The sequence below is a fragment of the Lysinibacillus sp. F12 genome, from assembly GCF_057773605.1.
Map to the genome: position 1 here is coordinate 118,740 of NZ_JBYMLP010000007.1, position 21,271 is coordinate 140,010.

A 21,271-nucleotide genomic window follows, 5' to 3' on the forward strand; every position below is an offset into this window, starting at 1 on the left:
AAGACATTAATAAATTTACATGTCTTTTGTCCTTTTTTTATAGGCAGGGATCCTCTTTATAAAAAGGAAAATCTTATGTGGACAAATATGATAATAATGTATTTTCGAGCATAAAATGATAATATATTAGGGAGAGAAGGAGTGTATTCTTGCAGGGAATTCTTGCAGGTATATTAACGTCTGTTGATGTTATTGGTCTATATGTATTGCTGCCAAATGTTAGATATCGCTTATTTTTATCACTATGGACGGCTGCACTGCATATGCTTTTTCCTTTGTTGGGATTTGAATTAGGAAACTATTTAGTTCGTTTTCTATTAGAATGGGGACAATGGATATCGAGTATTTTGTTATTTTGCATGGGCATGCATTTACTATTATTCTCTCATCGGGATGAAAAAGTAACAATTTCCCCCGTACTTTTAGCTGTGACTGCAAGCCTAGATACCTTTTCAGTTAGTGTTTCTTTTGGTATGCTAAACTTAGAAAAAACCATTTTTATAATGAGTGCAGGCTTGAGTGCCTTGATTTGTGCCTATGGGTCATTAGTCATTGCACGTAGGAGCCAAGTCTTTTTTGGAAATAAAATTCAAATCATTGCTGGCATTATATTTATAATTATGAGTATCCTAGCTATTCAGCAATAATTCAATATAAATCGGAGAGTGATAAGTGTGAAAATATTATTTGTTTGTACAGGCAATACTTGTCGCAGTCCAATGGCAGAAGTCATATTAAAACATAAACAAATAGACAATTTAGAAGTACGTTCTGCAGGTATTTATGCTATGCCTAATGCCCAAATGTCAGCACATGCGCAACAAGTGTTAAATGAAGCTCAAATGTCTCATCAGCATTCTGCAACACAATTATCCATGGTAGAAATGGAATGGGCAGATTTAGTCCTAACAATGACTACCGCTCACAAAGACACTGTCATCTCAAGCTTCCCAGGCACTGATCATAAAGTATTCACATTAAAAGAGTATACAAATGAAGGTAGCCTGGAGAATGTAGTAGATCCTTACGGCGGTAACAGAGCAATATACGAAGCAACATTTGCGGAACTACATGAATTGGTTGATCAATTAATAAAAAAACTACAATAGAATTGAGGAGCCCTATGAAAAAACAATTTGGTTTACGACTTAAATTGGTGTTATTTGTGAGCGTGCTAGCATTAATTACTTACAGTATCAGTTTTATATTTATTGAATTCTTACAACCGACCTTCTTCCCAAGTATTAATGGAAAAGTATTTCAAGTGGTGACGTATGCATTAGGAATCACATGGTCAGGTATATTGGCTGCCATCTTTAGCGTGATCTTAATTAAACCTTTACAACAACTTGAGCATTCCGCAACTCTAGTAGCAGAGGGGAAAATTGGGCAGGATGTTCAGATGCCTAAAACAAACGATGAGATTCGTTCGGTTGCAGAGGCATTTCAACAAATGGTATTAAATTTACGTCAAATGGTGGAAAGTATTGACCAAAATTTTCAACAGACCAATCAATCGATTATTCAGCTCTCAGATGAAGCGGGAGTCGCTACTCGAAAAGCAGAAGGTATTGCTTCAACCGTTAAGCATATTTCGGCAGGAGCTGAAGCATCTGCGACAGCTGTACAAGATACCGCTGAGGCAATTGAGGATGTACGAGCTCTTGCGACAGAAGTAAATAGTAGAGCAGAAGCATCGGCATCACAATCTAAAGAGATTTTACATAATTTATCGACAACAACAAATGCAATCGAAACATTAGTTAATAGTATTCAACAAATAGCTACTGGTAACAATGAGGCATTAAAAAGCATTCATGCTTTAGAAGAAAATGCTGGCCAAGTAGAGCGCATTATTGGCTTAGTTGGTGATATTGCGGCACAAACAAATTTACTAGCTTTAAATGCATCTATTGAAGCGGCTCGTGCTGGAGAACATGGAAAAGGCTTCGCTGTGGTTGCGGAGGAAGTGCGTGGTTTAGCAGATGAAAGTGCAAAAGCTGTGCAAGGGATTACAGCTCTAATCCAATCTATGCAGCAAAATGTTGAAGTCGTAGTCAAACAAATGAATGAACAGGTAGCATTTGCAACGAAAGAAGCAGATCGCGTATCTGAAACAACAACAGCTGTAGAAGGTATGTCGTCTAACGTACATGAAATGGCAACAGCGATTGTAGAGATATCTTCACTAATTGAACAGCAGATGCATAATATTGAAACTACTGCTCGTCAATCACAAGAAGTGGCTGCAATTGCAGAGGAAACATCAGCAGGTGCACAAGAAGTTCGTAGTGCGGCTGAAGAACAAGCCTACGCCATTGAACAAGTAGAGCACCTAGCGCAAAGTTTAAAAAAGCAATCAGAAGCTTTGCATAAAGTGATTCAACAATTTGATCGACAGGCTTAGTCACAAAAAGCTGTTTATAAATGCGGTGAAAAATCGGATTTATAGACAGTTTTTTTATTTTTGGAAAAAATAGTGATACAGTTTGTCCACTGTAAATAAAAAATGAGAAAAACTTTAGTAGATAGAATATTACAACAAAAGACCATTATCCGAATTTATTAACATGATATTCACAATATCCACAGAAAAAGAGATATAAAAGTGAATGATTTTTAGCTAAGTAACAATAAATGTTCGTCTTTTAGGAGAAATCAGCATAAAAATACAAGAAAAATCGTGTTATTCTTCAGAAAGAAGTGGTACACTAAGGTTGACTATAATTCGAAAAGAGGGAACCCAGTGAGAATAGCAATTTCTTCTGATCACGGAGGTAACAACCTACGTCGTGAGATCATGCAGCTACTAGATGAGCTTCATATTAGCTACGAAGATTTTGGTCCACAATCTGCGGATTCAGTAGACTATCCGGATTACGCAAAGCCAGTTTCTGATGGTGTAGCCAACGGAGAATTTGATAAAGGTATTTTAATTTGTGGCACGGGAATTGGTATGTCTATTGCTGCAAATAAGGTGAAAGGTATTCGTTGTGCATTAGTGCATGATGTATTTAGTGCAAAGGCAACGCGATGCCATAATGACTCTAATATTTTAGCTATGGGTGAACGTGTTATTGGCCCAGGTCTTGCACGTGAAATTGTCCAAACTTGGCTAGAAACTGAGTTTGAAGGTGGTCGTCATACACGACGCATAGAAAAAATTACGGAACTTGAGCAATAAAGGATTGTTATTCCATATATGACATTCATCAAGGATGTCATGTATGGCATGATTTTAATGGCTATAAATGAAGGAGCTGAGCTTAATGGTTGTAAAACAAATACGAACGCATTTGACTCAGTTACTCAGTGAATTTGAAGAGCAGGTAACATTACGACCTCATACAATTTTTGTCGTAGGATGCTCTACATCTGAAGTGATTGGTCAGAAAATTGGCACAGCAGGTGCATTGGAGATAGGAGAAGCCATTTTCGAGCCGTTACAAGAATTCGCAATGAAACACCAGCTACATTTAGCGTTTCAAGGCTGTGAGCATATTAATCGTGCTATTACGATGGAGGCATCAACTGCTGAACAATTTGGCTACGATCCAGTGGCGGTAGTCCCAGTACGTACAGCTGGTGGCTCTATGTCCGCTTATGCCTATACGCGATTTACTAATCCTGTGGTTGTTGAAACCATTCAGGCACATGCAGGTATAGATATTGGACAAACATTAATTGGTATGCACTTGAAAGCAGTAGCTGTCCCAGTTCGCACATCAGTGAAAATGGTGGGAGAAGCAGTGGTGACGATTGCAACAACACGCCCAAAGCTAATTGGCGGGGAACGTGCTGTATATAAATAATAAAGGATACTAGGAGGCTTTTTCTAACATGGCATATGAAAAATTAGCAGTACAAGACAAAGCAGTATTAGAAGGAATTCTTGCAGAAAAAAAACGTCAACAAGCAAATATCGAATTGATTGCATCTGAAAATTTTGTATCCGAAGCAGTTATGGAAGCGCAAGGTTCTGTACTGACAAATAAATACGCAGAAGGTTATCCAGGTAAACGCTACTATGGTGGCTGTGAACATGTAGACGTAGTTGAAGATATTGCACGTGATCGTGTGAAAGAAATCTTTGGTGCAGAATACGCAAACGTGCAACCACACTCTGGTGCGCAAGCAAATATGGCTGTATACCACACAATTTTAGAACCAGGCGATACGGTTCTTGGTATGAACCTTTCTCATGGTGGTCACTTAACACATGGATCTCCTGTAAACTTCTCTGGTATTCTTTATAATTTTGTGGAATATGGTGTAACAAAGGACACACAAGTTATCGATTATGAGGATGTACGTCAAAAAGCATTAGAACATAAGCCGAAACTTATAGTTGCGGGAGCTTCTGCGTACCCACGTGAAATTGACTTCTCTAAATTCCGTGAAATCGCAGATGAAGTAGGTGCATACTTCATGGTGGATATGGCACACATAGCTGGTCTTGTAGCTGTTGGTGAGCATCAATCGCCAGTTCCATATGCAGACTTTGTTACATCGACTACACATAAAACATTACGTGGACCACGTGGCGGATTAATTCTTGCATCGAAAGAATGGGAGCAAAAATTAAACAAGTCTGTATTCCCAGGAATTCAAGGAGGGCCATTAATGCATGTCATTGCTGCTAAAGCTGTAGCATTTGGCGAAGTACTGCAACCAGAATTTAAAGACTATGCAAAACAAATAAAATTGAATGCAAAAGCTTTAGCCGAAGTCCTTATTGCTGAGGGTGTTGAAATTGTATCTGGCGGTACAGATAACCACTTATTACTATTAAACGTTAAATCTCTTGGTCTGACAGGTAAAGTAGCAGAACATGCATTAGATGAAGTGGGCATTACAACTAACAAAAACACAATCCCTTACGATACGGAGTCTCCATTTGTTACTTCAGGTATTCGTATCGGTACACCAGCTGTTACATCTCGTGGCTTTAAAGAGGAAGATATGAAAGAAGTGGGTGCAATTATTGCAGCAGTTCTTAAAAACCCTGAAGATGAAGCAGTTAAAGCGGACGCAAAAGATCGCGTAAAAGCATTAACAGATAAACATCCATTATACGCTTAATAGCATTCTAAAACTGTGTTTAAAGTGGGAAATTCACTTTAAACACAGTTTTTTATTTTGAAAAGTAGGTCGAACAATGAAATACATATTTTTTCTAATTAAGAATAATAACACTCTTATTTTTGAATAAATTTACATATAATCGATAGAAAGGGATTATTATAGTTGGCTGAGGTCAGATTGTGTACTAAAAAAGAAGTTTTTTTTAATAAAAGTGAAAATTTAATTAAATTTTATGTACAATGGAAATGGGATGAAGTGATAGAGAAGGAGGGGTTGGATGGTCACTAAATCGTTAGATATAGATAATGATGCCTTATTAAATAGTATTCTCAATTTAGGGGATAATTCTAAGGAAAGCTTCGTAATTTTTGATGCAACAAATCATCATAGTATAGTAGAGTGTAATGAATCTTTTTGTAGTCTTACAAATGCTTCAAGGTCACAAATCCTAAAAACAAATTATTTTACATGGCTATTAGATGAAAAAAAGACAACCATAAAAAAGATTAAAGAAAAAATACATAATGGTATCATGGTACAAGCGAAGCTACATCATAAAGGTATCAATAAACCCCCATTTTGGGCTGAAATTCAAGCTCTACCATTTCGAAACGATGCAAATGTAACGCAATATGTGCTAGTCCTTATGAAGGACGTTACGTATTATCATACGGAAGATTTCTTAATGCGTTTAGAAAATGATATGTATAAGGCGATAGAGAGAGATAGCTCTTTTGAGCAAAAGATGCATATTATTTGTCGCGGACTGGATGAGTTTTTTATGCCGAATACTTCCAGTATGGTACTCATCAAAACGGAGAGCAATTTATTACAGACTTTTATGGATAATGGTAGATCAAAAGATGTACCGAGATGCTGTGAAAATACCGACTTTTTTACGAAGGTTATGCAATCAGAAACCTCTATTTTTATTGAAAATTTGGATGAGGTGCATATTCCAGATGAGCATAGACAATTTGCTGCTTTTTCACACAAAGCGTATGGATTATTTATACCTATACGCAATCAACAGCGACAAGTAATAGGGCTTTTTTCAATATATTATCAGCAAGCACATAGTGACCTTGCATATTTCACAAATATGTTTCGAAAAGTTAGTGCACTGGTTGCCTTAGCATATACGTATGCAAGAACACAGAGAAAAATATGGGATTTAGCCTATACCGACATTACAACAGGTTTACCTAATCGTCATAGCTTTGTGAATTGCCTCGAAAAAGAGGCTGAACGTGGACAAAATGGTTATATTAAAATTGTGAAACCAAGCGAATTTCATCAAGTGGTTGAACTGTATGGACGTGAATTTGGTGATGAATTATTAAGGCAGCTCGCCAAACGTCTAGAGCAAGACAAGCCAGGGGATCGCGAATATATTGCGAGATTTACAAGCTCTAGTCTTATTCTATCCACGATGACCTTTAATGAAAATTTAAATAATTATGAAAGGCGCATCAAGGAGACGATTCGGCAGCCCTTTATAATAGGAGGAAAGCAAATTTACATCACGTTAAAAACAGGGATTGCTTCCTTTAATGATGCTATAAAAATTAATGATGCAATTCGGTTTGCAGATAATGCGCTTTCGTCTGCTACTGATAAACCGGGTACACATACAGAAATTTTTACGACAGAAAAAAATGACGTTCTAGTACAGCAAATGACAGTATTAAATCATTTGTCCCAAGCAATCAAAAATAAAGAAATTACAGTCCATTTACAGCCAAAAGTAGATTTACGTAATGGAGAGATTCAAAGTATAGAGGCACTTGCACGATGGGTATCCCCGAAGCTGGGCTTTGTGTCTCCAGCCATCTTTATTCCAGTAGCGGAAAGTGCGGGAAAGGTTAGAGAAATTGACGTTCAAGTTTTAGAAATTGTGCTATCGTGGCTGGCAGAACGTCAAAAGGTAGGGAAGAAATTAGTGAAAATAGCGGTCAATATTTCACCAGATCATTTCTACTATACGCATTTCGTTCAAGATACGCTAAAGCTCGTTAGGAAATATGAAATAGATCCAAGTAATATTATATTAGAGGTAACAGAAAATATAGGGTTAGTAGACTTCCAATCTGCCTTTACAATTATTCAGGAATTAAAAAGCTATGGTTTCAAAACATCCGTGGATGATTTCGGAACAGGATTTTCTTCATTGAGCTATCTGCAACAATTACCATTCACAGAATTAAAAATTGACAGAAGCTTTATTAATGCCTTAGAGGACCCTGCAACGCTTGCTATTGTACGCTCAATTATTCAATTGGCATTAAACTTAGGAATGATTTCTGTTGCAGAGGGAATAGAAACAGAAGAACAGGTTGAAATACTCCGTGCTTTAGGTTGTACAGTCGGACAGGGGTATTTCTATTTTAAGCCAATGGCAATAGAACAATTAGATACAATTCTGGATCAATAACTTACTTTGGTCAAAGAAAATTTAATAAAAGGAGTCACCTTAAATTTATTTTTGAGGCGATTCCTTTTTTCTGTTATACTAGTTGAGATAAAAATGAAATCCGAACGGTTAGGAGAGAATCCCTTTGAGCAAAGTCTATGTATTTGATCATCCACTAATCCAACACAAATTAACTTATATTCGCGACAAGAATACAGGTACAAAAGAATTTCGTGAGCTAGTAGACGAAGTAGCAACACTTATGGCATTTGAAATTACACGTGATATGCCGGTGGAAGAAATTGAAATTGAAACACCTGTAACGATTGCTAAAACAAAAGTACTTTCTGGTAAAAAGCTTGCAATTGTACCGATTCTACGTGCAGGAATTGGTATGGTAGATGGTGTACTAAAGCTTATCCCAGCCGCAAAAGTTGGACATATTGGTCTTTATCGTGACCCTGAAACATTAAAACCAGTTGAATATTACGCAAAGCTTCCAGCAGATGTGGAAGAACGTGATTTTATTATCGTAGATCCAATGTTAGCAACTGGTGGTTCAGCAGTGGAAGCAATTCACTCATTGAAAAAACGTGGAGCTAAAAACATTAAATTCATGTGCTTAATCGCTGCACCAGAGGGTGTCAAAGCTATTCAAGAAGAGCATTCAGACGTAGATATTTATATTGCTGCTTTGGATGAAAAACTAAACGATCATGGTTATATTGTACCAGGTCTAGGTGATGCCGGAGACCGCCTATTCGGCACGAAGTAAAAATGGTGTTATGAAATTTCCTCATTTAGGAAACTAATAATTTGTGAAAGCGTCCTTCAAATTTGAAGGGCGTTTCATAGTATGTTTAGGTAAGTACTCCTCATGTTGGACTTCAACTGGTGTGGTGTCCTTTTCATACAATAACAAAAAGGACGGTGCAGATCGTTTTGATGAAAAAATGGAAAGTAATGACGATTTTTGGTACAAGACCAGAAGCAATTAAAATGGCTCCTCTTGTTTTAGAGTTACAAAAGTATCCTGAGCAAATAGAATCTATTGTCACAGTAACGGCACAACATCGCCAAATGCTAGATCAAGTACTAGAGACATTTGAAATAACACCAAACTATGATTTAAATATAATGAAAGATCGTCAAACATTAATTGATGTGACGACAAACGCATTACAAGGTTTGGATCAAGTAATGAAAGAAGCTCAGCCAGATATCGTATTGGTACACGGTGATACAGCGACGACTTTTATTGCAAGCTTGGCGGCGTTTTATAACCAAATCGCAATTGGACATGTGGAAGCAGGACTGCGAACTTGGAACAAGTATTCACCATACCCAGAAGAAATGAATCGTCAGTTAACAGGTGTAATGGCTGATTTACATTTTGCGCCAACCGAAGTATCTAAAAAGAATCTTATCGATGAAAATAAGAATGCTGATACCATTTTTGTTACAGGTAATACAGCCATTGATGCATTGGCAACAACTGTTAGTGAACATTACACGCATCCCGTATTAGATAAAATTGGCGAAGATCGCATGATTTTATTAACAGCGCATCGACGCGAAAATCTGGGTGAGCCAATGCGTCATATGTTCAAAGCAATTACAAGGATTTTAGCTGAGCATGATGATGTTCAAGTAGTATATCCGGTGCATATGAATCCTGCAGTAAGAGAAATCGCGAATGAAATTTTAGGTGACAATGAACGAGTACATTTAATAGAGCCACTTGAAGTATTTGATTTCCATAACTTTGCAGCGAATTCTTACATGATTTTAACAGACTCAGGTGGCGTCCAAGAAGAGGCACCATCATTAGGGAAGCCAGTACTTGTCCTTAGAGACACAACAGAGCGCCCAGAAGGAATTGCAGCTGGAACGCTAAAGCTAGCAGGAACTGAAGAAGATACTATTTACACTTTAGCTAAAGAATTGTTAACGGATAAAAAGGCTTATGAGGCGATGGCACATGCATCAAATCCATATGGTGATGGACATGCATCTAAACGAATTGTAGAGGCATTGCTAGTTTTTTTACAAAAAACTAAATAATGTACTATATTTAATTCGGAAAAATAAGTCTAATGTACCTATTGAGTTGGGTAAGCTAATTTATGAGCATAATTATGTCGTAAATTAGCTTTTTCTATGAGTCAAGAAAAAGAGAACATTTGAAACTATGAAATTTCATACACAAATTTGTCAACAATTTGACAAGAGTATATAGGTTGTGAAGTTTTTCTCTATTACCAATTGACTTCAAATATCTCCTATTGTATGCTTACAAAGGGTAAGAATGATAAGGGTTTCAGTTCATAATTAGGACGTTGAAACACTTGTTATATCAACTTTCTACTAAATTGACAGTTCAAAATAAAACTGTCGATTTGCAACGTTTTGTGCGTTTCGGTTTTTACCGAGTTGGTAAGGGGTGTAAGTTATTTTTTGGGTATTTACACCTGTAATTGAAATGACTCTCCCATTACTATTCCGCTGTGAGTAGTGCCTTTCACTGCTCTTTTCTGATTTCACATGGTGGTCAGCAAACGCTTTCAATACTCGAAAATTTGATTCAGGAGATTACAACCAATGCTAGATTTGCATCACATTTTTGCTGTGCAGAAGAGGGCGTTATTTTTTTTGCTTGCACTCTGCGCATTAGGCTGGGGATTCACTTCCTTTCAAACTGTATTTGCGGGCATCGCAGTCGGTGCATTCTTTGGTACGTATAATTTTTGGATTCTAGTTCGCCGTATGGAGAAGTTTGACAGGTCCATTAGTGAAGGGAAGAAAATAGGCTCACTTGGTACAGCACTTCGCTTTGGATCAGGTGTTGCGGCAGTCGCAATAGCCATTTCGTTGCCAAACTATTTTCACTTAATTAGCACGGTCATAGGGCTAATGATTCCGTACGTTTTTCTCTTTGTCGAGAGAATTGTGTCACATGTAAGGAACCGCTAATGTGCTTTAAATTAGAAAGAGAGGTGAAAAATAACAATGAATCATGAAGCTCCGTTACTAGAAGTCGGTTTTTTAACATTTAATAAATCGACAGTTATGATGTTACTAGTTGCTGCAATTATCGTATTTTTAATTGCCTTTATTTCAACTAGAAGCCTAAAACTAAAACCAACTGGTATGCAAAACTTCATGGAATGGATTATGGACTTCGTTAAGAATATCATCAAAAGCAACATGGACTGGAAAACTGGTGGTCGATTCCACATTCTCGGTATTACGTTAATTATGTTTATCGCAGTATCTAACTTATTAGGTCTTCCATTCTCGATCGTTTATGGTCATGAACTTTGGTGGAAATCACCAACGGCTGACCCAACTGTAACGATGACGTTAGCAACGATGATTTTAGTTTTATCGCATTTCTATGGTGTTAAAATGAAGGGTACAGGGCATTATGCTGGTACATTCTTTAAACCAATGTCTTTCATGTTCCCACTTAAATTAGTAGAGGAATTTGCAAATACATTAACGTTAGGTTTACGTCTTTACGGTAACATTTACGCGGGTGAGATTTTACTTGGCTTATTAGCAGGTTTAGCATCATCAGGTGCTGTGGGATTCATCGGGGCAATCGTTCCAATGATGGCATGGCAAGGTTTCTCAATTTTCATCGGCTTTATCCAAGCCTTTATCTTCACAATGTTAACAATGGTTTACATGGCTCATAAAGTGAGCGATGACCATTAATATAAAGCATATATCATATGCTTGAACCACAAAAACAAACAATTCCAAGGAGGAAATTTTCAAATGACAGGTTCATTAGGTTTATTAGCAGCAGCAATCGCAATCGGTTTAGGTGCACTTGGTGCAGGTATCGGTAACGGTCTTATCGTATCAAAAACAGTAGAAGGTATCGCTCGTCAGCCAGAAGCTCGTGGCGTTCTTCAAACTACAATGTTCATCGGGGTTGCATTAGTTGAAGCCCTACCGATCATCGCAGTAGTAGTAGCATTCATCGTAATGAATAAATAATTCAGTTGAACACTGGATTTTACTAGTGGCGAAGCAGGATTCTCCAGATGAAACTTCGCCCTTCATTTTGGAACGGATAAAAGCTATGTGTAAATATAGCTTTTTAAAATAGGTAGTTTTTTAATTCATTAAATTAAGTTGAAGTTAAAGCTCTTGAAGGGAGTGAAACAATCGTGTATTTAGATTATCTTGTACTAGGTGCTGGCGCTAGTAAGTTCAATAACGGAGACATCATCGCAACATTAGCTATCTTTTTAGTATTAATGTTCTTACTTAAGAAAGTCGCTTGGGGTCCACTGATGGGCATCATGCAACAACGTGAAGAGTTAGTAGCGAGTGAAATCGAAGCAGCTGAAAAAGCGCGCAAAGAGTCGCACCAATTTTTAGAAGAACAAAAGAGCCTTCTTAAAGAAGCTCGTACGGAAGCACAATCGATTGTTGAAGGCGCTAAGAAGCAAGGCGAACTACAAAAAGATGAAATTCTTACTGCAGCTCGTAATGAAGCAAACCGCTTGAAAGAATCGGCTTTACGTGAAATTGAGTCTGAAAAAGAAAAAGCTATTGCAGCTGTACGTGATGAAGTCGTTTCATTATCTGTACTTGCAGCATCGAAAGTCCTTAGCAAAGAGATTTCTGAGGCAGACAACCGTGCTCTAATTGAAGAGACGATTGCGAAGGCAGGGGAAGCTCGATGAGTAATTCAGCTGTAGCAAAACGTTACGCTCAAGCGCTTTTTGAATTAGCGCAACAAAAAAATATTCTTGCTGAGGTTGGAGCAGACTTAAACGAGCTAACAAAGATTGTTCAAGAATCTCCTGATTTTTTAACGCTTTTAAATGCTCCCAAGTTCTCTATCGAACGTAAGAAACAAATGGTAGCTGAAATCTTTGCAGGTGCAACTCCAGAGGTTTTACACACAGTTCAACTACTAGTTGAGAAAAAACGTGTAAACGAAGTGAAGCTTATTGCGAACGCATATGCTGAGCTTGCTGCAAAGGCACAAGGTACTGCAGATGCAACAGTATTCTCTACTCGTGCACTTTCTGCTGAAGAAAGCGCTAATATTTCTACAACATTTGCGAAGCTTGTAGGGAAACAATCATTAAACATTACAAACGAAATTGATCCATCACTTCTTGGTGGTATTCGTGTTCAAATCGGTAATCATATTTACGATAGCTCAGTAGCGAACAAACTTGAGCGCCTAAAACGTGAATTAATCGGTTAATAATTAAGAAATGTGAGAGGTGACATACATGGGCATCAAGGCTGAAGAAATCAGCAGTCTGATTAAACAACAGATTGAGAATTATGAATCTGAACTTAAAGTAAGCGAAGTTGGTACAGTTATCCGTATTGGTGACGGTATCGCTCTTGCTCATGGCCTCGACAACGCCATGGCTGGAGAACTTCTTGAGTTCTCTAACGGTGTTATGGGTATGGCTCAAAACCTAGAAGAAGGTAACGTTGGTATCGTAATCTTAGGTCCATACACAGACATCAAAGAAGGCGATGAAGTTCGTCGTACAGGTCGTATCATGGAAGTACCAGTTGGTGAAGAACTAATTGGCCGTGTTGTAAACCCACTTGGTCAACCAGTGGATGGACAAGGTCCAATCAACACAACTAAATCTCGTCCAATCGAAAGTCCTGCTTTCGGTGTAATGGCTCGTAAATCAGTACACGAACCATTACAAACAGGTATCAAAGCAATTGACGCTCTAGTACCAATTGGTCGTGGTCAACGTGAGTTAATCATCGGTGACCGTCAAGTAGGTAAAACATCAGTAGCAATCGATACAATCTTAAACCAAGATGGCGAAAATATGATTTGTATCTATGTTGCAATCGGTCAAAAAGAATCAACTGTACGTGGTGTAGTTGAAACTTTACGTAAGCACGGTGCATTAGATTACACAATCGTAGTAACTGCTGCGGCTTCTCAACCAGCTCCATTACTATTCTTAGCACCATTTGCTGGTGTTTCTATGGCAGAAGAATTCATGTTACAAGGTAAGCACGTATTAATCGTGTATGATGATCTTTCTAAACAAGCATCAGCTTACCGTGAACTTTCACTTCTTCTACGCCGTCCTCCAGGTCGTGAAGCATACCCTGGTGACGTTTTCTACTTACACAGCCGCTTACTTGAACGTGCTGCGAAGTTAAATGAAACATATCAAAACGGTTCTATTACAGCTCTTCCATTCGTTGAGACACAAGCTGGGGATATCTCTGCATACATCCCAACTAACGTTATCTCAATTACGGATGGTCAAATATTCTTACAATCTGACTTATTCAACTCAGGTGTACGTCCAGCGATTAACGCCGGTCTTTCTGTATCACGTGTAGGTGGATCAGCTCAAATTAAAGCGATGAAAAAAGTTGCGGGTACACTACGTCTTGACTTAGCTGCATTCCGTGAGCTTGAATCATTTGCTCAATTTGGTTCAGATTTAGATAAAATTACACTAGCTAAACTTGAGCGTGGTAAACGTACGGTTGAAGTTCTTAAACAAGACCTAAACAAACCACTTAAAGTTGAAAAGCAAGTAGCAATCCTTTATGCATTAACTAAAGGTCACTTAGATGATATTCCAGTACAAGATATCGTTCGCTTTGAAAGTGAATTCTTAAGCTGGTTAGATTCAAACCACACAAACGTTTTAGATCATGTTCGTACTACAAAAGAGCTTGCTCCTGATGCAGATTACGTAGCAGCTTTAACGGAGTTCAAAAAAACTTTCGCTAAATCAGAATAAGTTCGAGCTAGTCACTTGATTAAAAAACAAAAGGTGGTGAAATACCAGTGGTAAACTTACGCGAAATAAAAGGTCGTATTAATTCTACAAAGAGTACGAAACAAATTACGAAAGCGATGCAGATGGTTTCTTCTTCTAAGTTACGTCGTGCAGAGCAAAATGCTAAAGCGTACGTTCCTTACATGGAAAAAATTCAGGACGTAGTAGGCGCGATCGCTTCAGGAACAAAAGACAGTGGACATCCAATGTTAACTGCTCGTCCTGTTAAGAAAACAGCTTACTTAGTCATTGGTTCTGACCGTGGTCTTGCAGGTGCTTATAACTCAAGTATCCTACGTCAAGTACAACGTACAATTGACGAGCGTCATAAATCTAAAGACGAATACGTGATTTTAGCAATAGGTCGTGTTGTGCGTGACTACTTTGTGAAACGTGATCATAATGTCATCAGTGATGTTGTAGGTCTTCCAGACCAACCTACATTTGCTGATATTAAAGAAATCGCTCGTAATGCTGTTGGTATGTTCATTGACGGTACGTATGATCAACTTTATATGTACTATAATCACTTTGTCAGCGCAATTGCTAACGAAGTGACAGAGAAAAAACTTCTTCCATTAACAGATCTTGCACCTGCTAGCAGCAATGCTTCTTACGAATTCGAGCCATCTGGTGAAGCAATTCTTGAAGTGTTACTTCCACAATACGCGGAAAGCTTAGTTTATGGCGCATTATTAGATGGAAAAGCAAGTGAACATGCTTCTCGTATGACGGCTATGAAAAATGCAACTGATAATGCATCTGATCTTATTTCAGACCTTTCATTGCAATATAACCGTGCGCGTCAAGCGGCGATTACACAAGAAATTACAGAAATCGTTGGTGGAGCTGCAGCCTTAGAATAGGCCAGCTTCCCAATGTCGTATAAGAATACGATAGGAGGATACACAGTAATGAATAAAGGACATGTTATTCAAGTAATGGGTCCAGTTGTTGACGTGAAATTCGACAATGGCCAATTACCAGCAATCTATAACTCACTAACAGTTAAGATTGAACGTCCTAATGAAGAACCAACAATTCTTGCATTAGAAGTTGCGCTTCATTTAGGTGATGATTCTGTTCGTACAATTGCAATGTCATCTACTGATGGCTTACAACGTGGAGCAGAAGTAACAGACTCAGGAAAAGCTATCTCAGTACCAGTTGGTGAAGTTACTTTAGGTCGTGTATTCAACGTACTAGGTGAAGTAATCGACTTAGGTGAAGAGATTCCAGCTGACGCTCGTCGTGATTCAATTCACCGCGAAGCACCAACATTCGAAGAACTTTCAACTACAGTTGAAATTCTTGAAACAGGTATCAAAGTAGTAGACTTATTAGCACCATATATTAAAGGTGGTAAAATCGGTCTCTTCGGTGGTGCCGGCGTAGGTAAAACAGTATTAATCCAAGAATTAATCAATAACATCGCACAAGAGCACTCTGGTATCTCTGTATTCGCTGGTGTAGGTGAGCGTACTCGTGAAGGGAACGACTTATTCTTCGAGATGAGCGATTCAGGCGTTATCAAGCAAACAGCGATGGTATTCGGTCAAATGAATGAACCACCAGGTGCACGTATGCGTGTAGCTTTAACTGGTCTTACAATGGCAGAATACTTCCGTGATGAGCAAGGTGCTGACGTACTTTTATTCATCGATAATATCTTCCGTTTCACGCAAGCAGGTTCTGAGGTTTCTGCCCTATTAGGTCGTATGCCTTCTGCGGTAGGTTACCAACCAACACTTGCTACAGAAATGGGTAAACTACAAGAGCGTATCACATCTACGAACAAAGGATCTGTAACTTCTATCCAAGCGATCTATGTACCAGCCGATGACTATACTGACCCGGCTCCAGCTACAACTTTCGCCCATTTAGATGCTACTACTAACCTTGAGCGTAAATTATCAGAAATGGGTATCTACCCTGCGGTTGACCCATTAGCTTCGACTTCACGTGCATTATCACCTGAAATCGTAGGCGCTGAGCACTATGCAGTTGCTACTGGTGTACAACGTACAATCCAACGTTACCGTGAATTACAAGATATCATTGCCATTCTAGGTATGGATGAATTATCTGATGAAGATAAACAAACAGTAGAACGTGCTCGTCGTATTCAATTCTTCTTATCACAAAACTTCCACGTAGCGGAACAATTCACTGGTCAAAAAGGTTCTTATGTACCTGTAAAAGAAACTGTTCGTTCATTCAAGGAAATTCTTGATGGCAAATGGGATCACCTACCAGAAGATGCTTTCCGTCTAGTTGGTTCAATTGATGAAGTAGTTGAAAAAGCGAAAAGCATGGGCGTAGAGGTTTAATACTAGGGACGAGGAGGAAAAAATATGAAGACAGTTCTAGTCAATATTGTCACTCCCGACGGCCCGGTATACGATTCTGAAGTATCAATGGTAATCGCTAAAACAACTTCAGGAGAAATCGGTGTTCTTGCAGGCCATATTCCGATGGTTGCTCCACTTGCAATTGGTGCAGTGAAGCTGAAAAAAGCAGACGGTTCTACTGACATTGTTGCTGTTAGCGGTGGTTTCATTGAAGTTCGTCCAGAAAAGATTTCAATTTTAGCGCCTTCTGCTGAAGTTGCTGAAAGTATTGATGTTCAACGTGCAAAAGAAGCCGTTAAACGTGCTGAAGGACGTCTTCAAGGTAAACAAGACAACATTGATTTCAAACGTGCTGACCTAGCATTAAAACGTGCGTTGAATCGTATCAACGTTCATGAGGGTAATATCTAATTCATTTTTAACGGGCAGATATAGCATCTGCCCGTTTTTTAAAATGCTTAAATTATAGGACAGTTGGAGGGGGAAATATGGAGCTTTATGAAGCAATAGGACAAGAAGCCTTATTAGGCATTTTATCGCATTTGTTTTTTATAGCTATTACATTTTACGCATTACAGGCTTTTATGGCAGAAAAACTATTCAAAAAGAATAGAGTTTTTCAAATTCAACTTATTTATATTTTATTAAGTATTGCAATTGGTTCTGCTGTATCCAATTTCTTTTTACAAATATCTAACTGGTCTGGCAAACTTCCATACTTGTTTTAAAGATTCGACTTTATCAATTCGAATCTTACACTCCATCACTACATACTTCAAAGGACTTTATAATAACATTTATGTGGCCCTTTGAACTATGTATAAAAAAACTTCTAAAAGTTGTTTTTTGTTCATACATCTTTGGGTATGTATTAGAAGTGAACTGGTTATTGGTCATTCACAAAAAAAAAGTGGTAGCGTACAATAAATAAATAGCAAAATATCTAATAATGCCTTAAAATAGTGATTTGGACGCTTGAATGGGCGTTAAAAAAGTTGTACTATAGAGTTGTTTGTTTACTGATTATGACATTATACTTCTTTATTAAAATAAAAATTCGGTAGGTTAATAGATTGAATTCGGAGGGACATAGGGTGGATAAAATAATAGTGACTGGCGGCCAAAAACTACAGGGAAAAGTACGTGTAGAGGGCGCAAAAAATGCAGTGTTACCAATCCTTGCAGCAGCTTTACTTGCTTCAAAGGGAGAAAATGTAATTAAAGAAGTCCCTAACTTAGCAGACGTCTTTACAATAAACGAAGTACTTAAAAGTTTAAACGCAGCAGTTACATATATACCTGAAGATAATGCCGTATATATAGATGCAACAAAAGAACTTTCTAGTGAAGCACAATTTGAGTATGTTAGTAAAATGCGTGCATCAATTTTAGTAATGGGCTCGTTACTTGCGCGTAATGGGTATGCTCGTGTTGCGCTACCAGGAGGGTGTGCAATCGGTTCTCGCCCAATTGAATTACATTTAAAAGGTTTCGAAGCAATGGGAGCGAAGATTTCATTTGGCCATGGATATGTAGAGGCAAAGACAGAGGGTCGTTTAAAAGGAGCAAATGTATATTTAGACTTCCCAAGTGTTGGGGCAACTGAAAATATTATGACAGCAGCATCTTTAGCAGAGGGGACAACTGTAATTGAAAATGCTGCCAAAGAGCCTGAAATCGTAGATCTTGCTAACTTTATTAATAGTATGGGCGGACGTGTAATTGGTGCTGGTACAAATACGATTCGTATAGAAGGAGTCGATACATTATATGGAGTAGAGCATCATATTATTCCGGACCGCATTGAGGCTGGTACATTTATGGTGGCAGCAGCTATTACTAAGGGTGATGTGGTCATTGAAAATGCAGTTCCTGAGCATATGACGGCTTTGATTGCAAAGATGCGCGAAATGGGCGTAGAGATTATAGAGTTGGATGAAGGCATTCGTGTATGTGCTCCTCAGACATTAAAGGCTGTGGATATTAAAACAATGCCACATCCAGGGTTCCCGACAGATATGCAATCTCAAATGATGGCGTTAATGTTGACTGCGGAAGGTACGAGTATCATTACGGAAACAGTATTTGAAAATCGTTTTATGCATGTTGAGGAGTTCCGTCGTATGAATGCGGGTGCTAAAATAGAAGGACGCTCTGTGTTTATTGAGGGGCCAGTAGAGCTTCAGGGGGCTGAAGTAATGGCAACGGATTTACGAGCTGCGGCTGCACTGATTTTAGCAGGTCTAGTATCAGAAGGAATTACACGTGTTACAAAACTACACCATTTAGATCGTGGATATGTTGATTTCCATGGTAAATTAGCTTCTCTTGGTGCCAATATTGAACGTATTACTGATGAAGAAGTTGTGACAACTGAAGACATTTCTGTTGAATTACCTGCAAACTAAAATGTGTCAAAACCCTTTGCTTACATAAGCAGAGGGTTTTTTATTTTTCATAACTAAATGATATACAGCATATTATTCCTTATGAAAAAATGGATGATTAGTATAGGTGTCCTTTGTTTAATGGGAGCATTATATGTGCTTCCTGTTTTAGGATTTAGCGAAAGACGGGAGGAAGTGCAACCTCCAACAGCGGAAGAAAAAGCTTGCGAAATACTTATAGAAGTGGAGGGACAAAAGGAAAAAATCCCTTTAGAGAAATATATAACAGGGGTCGTTGCGGCAGAAATGCCTGTTTCTTTTAAAAAGGAGGCATTGAAGGCTCAAGCGATTGCAGCACGAACTTATGCGTTAAAAACGACAAATTACGGTAAAAAAGCAATTGCACCGACTGTAGCAAAGCAGGTTTTCTATGATGAGAGTCAAAGAAAAGCGAATTGGGCTAGCAATTTCCTGGGAAATGAAAAGAAAATTGTCGAAGCAATTAATGAAACGAAAGGACAAGTTCTTCTTTATAATAATAATTTAATTACAGCTATGTTCCATTCAACAAGCAATGGACAAACAGAAAGTGCATACGGTTATAGTGGAAATAACATTCCATATTTGCAAAGTGTTTCAAGTATATCAGATCAAGCCTCTCCTAAATTTGAGGCAGAGCAAGAGTGGTCACTAGCACAATGGAATAAACTATGGCCAGTACAATGGCAAGCTAGTGATTTTAATCGTATACAGCTATTTTACAATGACTCAGGGCGTGTAGAGCGTCTACAATTAGGGAATAATGTCTGGACAGGGAGACAGGTACGAACATTTCTTGGGATACCATCAACAGATTTTTCAATTGTCTATAATGCTAATACAAAAAGAGTGCACGTGAAAACTCAAGGATATGGTCATGGAGTAGGAATGAGTCAATATGGAGCAGAGGCCATGGCAAATGAAGGGAAAACCGCTGCTGAAATTTTACACTATTATTATCAAGATATTGAAATAAAAAAAATAGATGCATGTTTAAAATAACTTCTAGTTGTTCACACTGCAACTAGAGGTGATGAAAATGAGAGAGGATAAAAATAATAAAGCTTCTCAAAACCAGAATCCAAATCAAAAGGAAAATGGTCAGTTACAAAAGAAACCATGGTTTTGGCCAGTAGTTTACACAGGTGGTGCACTCGTTCTAGCAGGGTTGTTATTTGGTTACAATAGTCTTGTATCAAAAGTAGAAGATGCTCCTTTACCAGATTTAGCGGAAGTTGACTCGGGTCCAGTAGTAGAAACAAATGCACGTACTGAAAACATGATGTATCCATTCAAAGAAGAGAGTCTTGGTAAAGTACAAATTTTACAAGAGTTTTATGAGCTAGAAGCAAATGAAGAATCTCGTGAAAATGCACTAATGGTATTTAATCAAACATTTACTACGTCTTCTGGTATCTCTATTGCTATGAATGGTGAAGAGTTTGAAGTACTAGCTGCTATGAGTGGTAAAGTACTAGAAGTAAAACTAGACGCATTTACAGGGAATAAAATTGTCATCGAGCATCCAAATGGCATGCAAACTCACTATAGCTCTGTAAAAGATATCGCTGTAAAAGAAGGCGATGAGGTTACACAAGGTCAAGCTTTAGGAAAAGCGACTGATAACGAGTGGAATCAAGCGGCTGGCGTCCACATGCATTTCGAAGTAGTTGAAGACGGAAAATATGTTAATCCGAAAAAATTACTAGCTTTTTAATTCTGAAAGCTAGTAACGCATAAAAATCAGCATTTTATTAGGAAAATGCAAAACGTGTTCTGAATAGCTTTGTCCTTACATAAGGTGAAGAAATGCGCAAATGTGCATCTGATTGCCAAAGCATTTTGTGAAATTGTGTGGAAAGGACGAAGAACGTGCATGAGCACATTCGGAAGCGCTGCATACGCCTCGGTGAATTACTGATTGAGACGCGTGAGACTGTGCGTGTCCTCGCGAAAATGACTGGTTATTCAAAAAGTACGGTGCACAAAGATTTAACAGAGCGATTACCAACAATTCATGAAGGATTAGCTGACCAAGTGAAGGAAATACTCGCCTACCATAAGGCCGTACGTCATATTCGCGGAGGAGAAGCAACGAAAAACAAGTGGAAAGAAAGAGCGAGTCAAGATTGATTCGTTCTTTTTTGTTGTGTGGACAGGCATAAAATAAGATTGTTAAAGGTA

The 21,271-nt window shown here is 38.2% G+C and carries 23 protein-coding genes; all 23 read left to right on the forward strand.

Annotated elements, in window-relative coordinates; all coding sequences use genetic code 11:
• The first annotated feature begins 149 nt into the window (after positions 1 to 149).
• The gene (locus AC3CH7_RS22180; RefSeq protein WP_012292754.1) at positions 150 to 647 is read left to right on the forward strand and encodes a manganese efflux pump; all 498 of its coding nucleotides are present in this window, start codon (positions 150 to 152) and stop codon (positions 645 to 647) included.
• 27 nt (positions 648 to 674) lie between these two features.
• A complete protein-coding gene (locus tag AC3CH7_RS22185; protein ID WP_031418503.1) occupies positions 675 to 1,109 on the forward strand; it encodes a low molecular weight protein arginine phosphatase in 435 nt (144 codons plus the stop codon).
• 14 nt (positions 1,110 to 1,123) lie between these two features.
• Positions 1,124 to 2,407, forward strand: a complete 1,284-nt coding sequence (locus tag AC3CH7_RS22190; protein WP_012292756.1) for a methyl-accepting chemotaxis protein — start codon at positions 1,124 to 1,126, stop codon at positions 2,405 to 2,407.
• Between the two features lie 339 nt (positions 2,408 to 2,746).
• Entirely contained in the window at positions 2,747 to 3,184 is a 438-nt protein-coding gene (gene rpiB, locus AC3CH7_RS22195) for a ribose 5-phosphate isomerase B (RefSeq protein WP_031418505.1), read from the forward strand.
• A gap of 85 nt (positions 3,185 to 3,269) precedes the next feature.
• Positions 3,270 to 3,812 carry a TIGR01440 family protein gene (locus tag AC3CH7_RS22200; RefSeq protein ID WP_012292759.1) on the forward strand — a complete coding sequence of 181 codons (543 nt, stop codon included), beginning with the start codon at positions 3,270 to 3,272 and terminating at the stop codon, positions 3,810 to 3,812.
• Positions 3,813 to 3,840: 28 nt separating this feature from the next.
• Positions 3,841 to 5,082, forward strand: a complete 1,242-nt coding sequence (gene glyA, locus AC3CH7_RS22205) for a serine hydroxymethyltransferase (protein ID WP_012292760.1) — start codon at positions 3,841 to 3,843, stop codon at positions 5,080 to 5,082.
• Between the two features lie 280 nt (positions 5,083 to 5,362).
• The gene (locus AC3CH7_RS22210; protein ID WP_197149084.1) at positions 5,363 to 7,519 is read left to right on the forward strand and encodes an EAL domain-containing protein; all 2,157 of its coding nucleotides are present in this window, start codon (positions 5,363 to 5,365) and stop codon (positions 7,517 to 7,519) included.
• Positions 7,520 to 7,643: 124 nt separating this feature from the next.
• Positions 7,644 to 8,273, forward strand: coding sequence for a uracil phosphoribosyltransferase (upp, locus tag AC3CH7_RS22215; protein ID WP_004269470.1), 630 nt, complete (start codon positions 7,644 to 7,646; stop codon positions 8,271 to 8,273).
• Between the two features lie 167 nt (positions 8,274 to 8,440).
• The gene (wecB, locus tag AC3CH7_RS22220; protein ID WP_036166915.1) at positions 8,441 to 9,562 is read left to right on the forward strand and encodes a non-hydrolyzing UDP-N-acetylglucosamine 2-epimerase; all 1,122 of its coding nucleotides are present in this window, start codon (positions 8,441 to 8,443) and stop codon (positions 9,560 to 9,562) included.
• 537 nt (positions 9,563 to 10,099) lie between these two features.
• The gene (locus tag AC3CH7_RS22225) at positions 10,100 to 10,471 is read left to right on the forward strand and encodes an ATP synthase subunit I (protein ID WP_008180553.1); all 372 of its coding nucleotides are present in this window, start codon (positions 10,100 to 10,102) and stop codon (positions 10,469 to 10,471) included.
• A 36-nt stretch (positions 10,472 to 10,507) separates the two neighbouring features.
• Complete coding sequence (atpB, locus tag AC3CH7_RS22230) at positions 10,508 to 11,218, forward strand: F0F1 ATP synthase subunit A (RefSeq protein ID WP_012292763.1); 711 nt, start codon at positions 10,508 to 10,510, stop codon at positions 11,216 to 11,218.
• A 63-nt stretch (positions 11,219 to 11,281) separates the two neighbouring features.
• Entirely contained in the window at positions 11,282 to 11,506 is a 225-nt protein-coding gene (gene atpE, locus AC3CH7_RS22235; protein WP_004269474.1) for a F0F1 ATP synthase subunit C, read from the forward strand.
• Between the two features lie 173 nt (positions 11,507 to 11,679).
• Positions 11,680 to 12,201 carry a F0F1 ATP synthase subunit B gene (gene atpF, locus AC3CH7_RS22240; protein WP_012292764.1) on the forward strand — a complete coding sequence of 174 codons (522 nt, stop codon included), beginning with the start codon at positions 11,680 to 11,682 and terminating at the stop codon, positions 12,199 to 12,201.
• Positions 12,198 to 12,734, forward strand: a complete 537-nt coding sequence (locus tag AC3CH7_RS22245) for a F0F1 ATP synthase subunit delta (protein WP_012292765.1) — start codon at positions 12,198 to 12,200, stop codon at positions 12,732 to 12,734. Before atpF ends, AC3CH7_RS22245 begins: the two co-directional genes overlap by 4 nt.
• A 28-nt stretch (positions 12,735 to 12,762) precedes the next feature.
• Entirely contained in the window at positions 12,763 to 14,271 is a 1,509-nt protein-coding gene (gene atpA / locus AC3CH7_RS22250) for a F0F1 ATP synthase subunit alpha (protein WP_012292766.1), read from the forward strand.
• A gap of 47 nt (positions 14,272 to 14,318) precedes the next feature.
• Positions 14,319 to 15,176 (forward strand): ATP synthase F1 subunit gamma, encoded by an 858-nt coding sequence (gene atpG / locus AC3CH7_RS22255; protein ID WP_008180542.1) that lies wholly within the window; start codon positions 14,319 to 14,321, stop codon positions 15,174 to 15,176.
• A gap of 48 nt (positions 15,177 to 15,224) precedes the next feature.
• Positions 15,225 to 16,640 carry a F0F1 ATP synthase subunit beta gene (atpD, locus tag AC3CH7_RS22260; RefSeq protein WP_012292768.1) on the forward strand — a complete coding sequence of 472 codons (1,416 nt, stop codon included), beginning with the start codon at positions 15,225 to 15,227 and terminating at the stop codon, positions 16,638 to 16,640.
• A 24-nt stretch (positions 16,641 to 16,664) separates the two neighbouring features.
• Positions 16,665 to 17,072, forward strand: a complete 408-nt coding sequence (locus AC3CH7_RS22265) for a F0F1 ATP synthase subunit epsilon (RefSeq protein WP_031418510.1) — start codon at positions 16,665 to 16,667, stop codon at positions 17,070 to 17,072.
• A gap of 77 nt (positions 17,073 to 17,149) precedes the next feature.
• Positions 17,150 to 17,389, forward strand: coding sequence for a DUF1146 family protein (locus tag AC3CH7_RS22270; RefSeq protein WP_012292770.1), 240 nt, complete (start codon positions 17,150 to 17,152; stop codon positions 17,387 to 17,389).
• Between the two features lie 366 nt (positions 17,390 to 17,755).
• Positions 17,756 to 19,069: a UDP-N-acetylglucosamine 1-carboxyvinyltransferase gene (gene murA / locus AC3CH7_RS22275; protein ID WP_012292771.1), complete on the forward strand. Its 1,314-nt coding sequence runs from the start codon at positions 17,756 to 17,758 to the stop codon at positions 19,067 to 19,069.
• A 120-nt stretch (positions 19,070 to 19,189) separates the two neighbouring features.
• A complete protein-coding gene (gene spoIID / locus AC3CH7_RS22280) occupies positions 19,190 to 20,089 on the forward strand; it encodes a stage II sporulation protein D (protein ID WP_426388976.1) in 900 nt (299 codons plus the stop codon).
• A 37-nt stretch (positions 20,090 to 20,126) separates the two neighbouring features.
• Positions 20,127 to 20,804 carry a M23 family metallopeptidase gene (locus AC3CH7_RS22285; protein WP_031418512.1) on the forward strand — a complete coding sequence of 226 codons (678 nt, stop codon included), beginning with the start codon at positions 20,127 to 20,129 and terminating at the stop codon, positions 20,802 to 20,804.
• A gap of 155 nt (positions 20,805 to 20,959) precedes the next feature.
• Positions 20,960 to 21,220 carry a sporulation transcriptional regulator SpoIIID gene (locus tag AC3CH7_RS22290; RefSeq protein ID WP_025114760.1) on the forward strand — a complete coding sequence of 87 codons (261 nt, stop codon included), beginning with the start codon at positions 20,960 to 20,962 and terminating at the stop codon, positions 21,218 to 21,220.
• The last annotated feature ends 51 nt before the right edge of the window (positions 21,221 to 21,271 follow it).